Genomic DNA, 3394 nt, shown 5'->3' on the forward strand with positions numbered 1-3394 from the left:
GCGGTGGTCATCGACGGGCACGGCGGCAGCATCGAGGTGCATTCCACGCCGGGGGAGGGCACGGAGTTCGTCTTATGCCTTCCTGTCGCTGGCAAACGGCTGTAAGTAGTGACGAAATCGGTCCGAGCGGGTCCAGATTGAATGCCGCGCTGATCAACGCCAGATGCGTGAACTCCTGCGGGAAGTTGTCGCGTGAAGTCGCCGCTCGCCTCGCATATCGATATCTCGGTCATTTTCGCGTCCGGACCGTATGAGTCGTCGCTCGTACCTTCGGCCAGAAATTTGACTGTCGGTGATTGGCTGCTCCTCGTCCGTAATCAATGCCGAACGTAGCGGGCGACATCACCGCTTGTCGCAATAGATGCAAATTCTCAACTTTGTCCACTGCGCTCTGTTACATCAAAAGGACGTCAGTGTGAGTTAGCCGCCGGGCGTGGTGAGTTAGGCGCTATCCGTGGGCAGCGGCCCATGTCTTGTGAACAGCGCTCGTTGATCTCTACGCTTCCGCCACCCGCGGTCGGCCTGTGCGGTCTGACCTGCTACCTCGGCAATCTGGGGAGAGCGCTGTGTCTGTTGGCGTGCGTTCACGTGTGTTCGTTGACGTTCTGAAGGGGCGGCGGCGACGGGCGGTCCGAGTCGTCGGTTCGCTTGTGGCGTTGACCCTCGCCGCGACGCTGTGCGAGGTCGTGCCGCCGGCGCGGCGAGCGGAGGCGGCGCCGACACAGGCCAAGCCGACCTGTCCAGACCAGCGCACCGACCGGGTGTCGGCGCAGGTCACCGCGCGGTTGTGCAAGAAGCGTGTCGAGGTCACCGGCGAGATGACCGAGAAGACCCAGGTATGGGCCGAGCCCAACGGTTCGGTGACGGTGGACATGCACCAGGGCCCGGTCCGGGTGCGCCAGGGTGACCGGTGGGTACCGGTCGACCTGACCCTGAAGAAGGCCGCCGACGGTTCGGTCGTCGCGGCCGCACACCCGAAGGCGCTGCGCCTGTCCGGTGCGGCGGACGCGGGTACGCACGACCTGGCATCGGTCGAGGTGGACGGCGACACGCTGTCGATGCAGTGGGACGGCGCGTTGCCGGAGCCGGTGCTGACGGGCAACCGGGCGACGTACCGCGAGGTGTTGCCCGGCGTTGATCTGGTGGTCGAGGCGATGATCACCGGGTTCGAGCAGTTCGTCGTGGTCAAGGACGCGTCGGCGGCGGCGCGGGTGGCCACGTTGCGGTTGCCGATGAAGAGCAAGAAGCTGCAGTTCGTCAACGACGCTCCGGGCGCATTCTCGATCAAGGACGCTTCCGGCCGTGCGGTGGGCCGTATTCCGACGCCCCTGGCGTGGGATGCCAGCAGCGATGCGGCTGCCCCTGGGGCGCGTGCGGAGAAAGCGTTGGCGGTGGCGACGCGTTCGCGGTCGGGTGCCAAGAAGTCCGCTACGGCGAAAGCCCCGAGCGCGACCGCCAATGCGGACGTCGCCGAAGGTACCGGCGCGGTCGACCTGGAGATTTCGGTAGACCCGGCCTGGCTGGCGGACCCGCAGCGCAAGTGGCCGGTCACGCTCGACCCGGTCGTCGACGTGGACCCGACCGACGACACGTACGTCAAGGAAAATGACACCGTTGACCGGTCGGGCGCTAATGACCTGCAGATCGGGCGGACATCCGCCGGTGTGGCGCGGGCGCTCTTCTGGTGGGGTACCAGCCAGTTCGCCGGCGGGCGTATCAACAGCGCGACCTTGCACCTGTGGAACTGGTACTCGGGAAGCTGCACCCCGGCTCAGTGGGAGGCGTGGAACGTCGGCTGGTACAGCAACCCGGTCTCCTGGAACACCCAGCCGGCGTGGCTCAACCAGGATGGTGTCTCGACCGAGACCTGGGGCTATGACACCAGCTGTAACGACAACTGGGTCGGCGTCGATGTGAGGCCGTTCTTCCAGCGGGCGGCCGACAGCGGAGTCGCCTACTCGTACATGGGCCTGAAGGCCGGTGATGAGGCCAACGGGTCGAAAATGAAGCAGTTCCGGTCGTTGCAGGCGGCCGACCAGTCGCAGGTCGCGTTCGTAACGGTCAACTACAACGCCGCGCCGGTGCTGTCGAACCAGCAGGCCAAGCCGACCAGTGGCGCCTGTGCGACCGGCAGCGGCCGGCCTTACGCCACTTCGACCACGCCGACGCTCCAGGTGAACGCCGCTGACCCCGACGGAACGGCATCGTCGGTGACCTTCGAGTGGTGGGTGACCGGCGGGGCGCAGATCGGCAGCACGACGGTCAACAACGTGCCCGCGGGCACTACGGCGAGCGCGACCGTGGCGGCTGGCGCCTTCAAGGATGGTGGCACGTACTCGTGGCGGGCGCGGGCAAGCGACGGCGTGACCTTCTCGCCGTGGTCTGCGTGGTGTGAGGTCACCGTCGATGCCACCAGGCCGGGCGCACCGTTGGTGTCGTCGACGCTGTACCCGCCCATCAGCCAGGACAGTTCCTGGGGCCACGGCGGCGCCGGACAGGCCGCTGATTTCGTGTTCACTCCGCCTAGCGGGTCGACGGACATCGTCGCGTACGTCTACCAGCAGGACACCGACACGGCCGCTACCACCACTACCGCCAGCGGGCCACTGACGGTGTCGCTGACTCCGAAGGAAGACGGCCGGCGCACGCTGACGGTGCGCGCCAAGGACGCGGCCGGCAACCTGTCCGACCCGGCGACGTACGTGTTCAACGTCGGCCGCGCCGGTCTGTCGATGCCACAACCTGGTACCAACATCATCAAGCGTGCGAAGCTGGCCATCAGCGGTGACCCGACGCTGACGCGGGCAACGTTCCAATACCGCCGCGGCCCGGGCGGCGCCGAGTACGACATCCCGCTGGCTCACCTGTCCAAGGCGAACGGCAGCCCGGTCACGGCGTACCCGGTTGTCCTGTCCGAGCTGGGTGCCAACGGTATCTGGAACGCTGTCGACACCTTGGGCACCACCGGCGGCGTGGTGCAGGTGCGAGCGGCGCTGTACCCGGACGCTGGCGACACCCCCGCCTACACCGGATGGGCGACGGTGAATGTCGACCCGAACGGCGACGGCGCGGCCGACGACAGCGTCGGGCCGGGCTCGGTCAACCTGCTCACCGGTGACTACACCCTGTCCTCCACCGACGCCGACGAGTTCGGCATGTCGGTGTCGCGTACCGCGTCCTCGCGTGAACCGACCGACGGCTGGCTACCGCAGGGTGAGCGGCTGACCGCCAACCAGCAGCAGATCTCCATGGATCCCGGCGGCTTCACCGATGCGGTGTGGGCCAATACGAAGCTGGGTGACTACACCGGGGACGGCAAGGCCGACCTGGTGAAGATGGAGAACGGCACGCTGTACGGCTACGTCAGTGGTGGCAGCAGTTGGGCCAGCCCGGT

Annotated in this window: 1 protein-coding gene; it reads left to right on the forward strand. The window is 66.9% G+C overall.

The window, feature by feature from the left end:
- Window positions 1–590: 590 nt before the first annotated feature.
- Window positions 591–3394, forward strand: a 2804-nt coding sequence (locus HC028_RS26725; RefSeq protein ID WP_476742331.1) for a CBM96 family carbohydrate-binding protein, incomplete at its 3' end; no start/stop codon positions are given.

This window comes from Planosporangium flavigriseum (genome assembly GCF_011947225.1).
Classification (GTDB): domain Bacteria; phylum Actinomycetota; class Actinomycetes; order Mycobacteriales; family Micromonosporaceae; genus Planosporangium; species Planosporangium flavigriseum.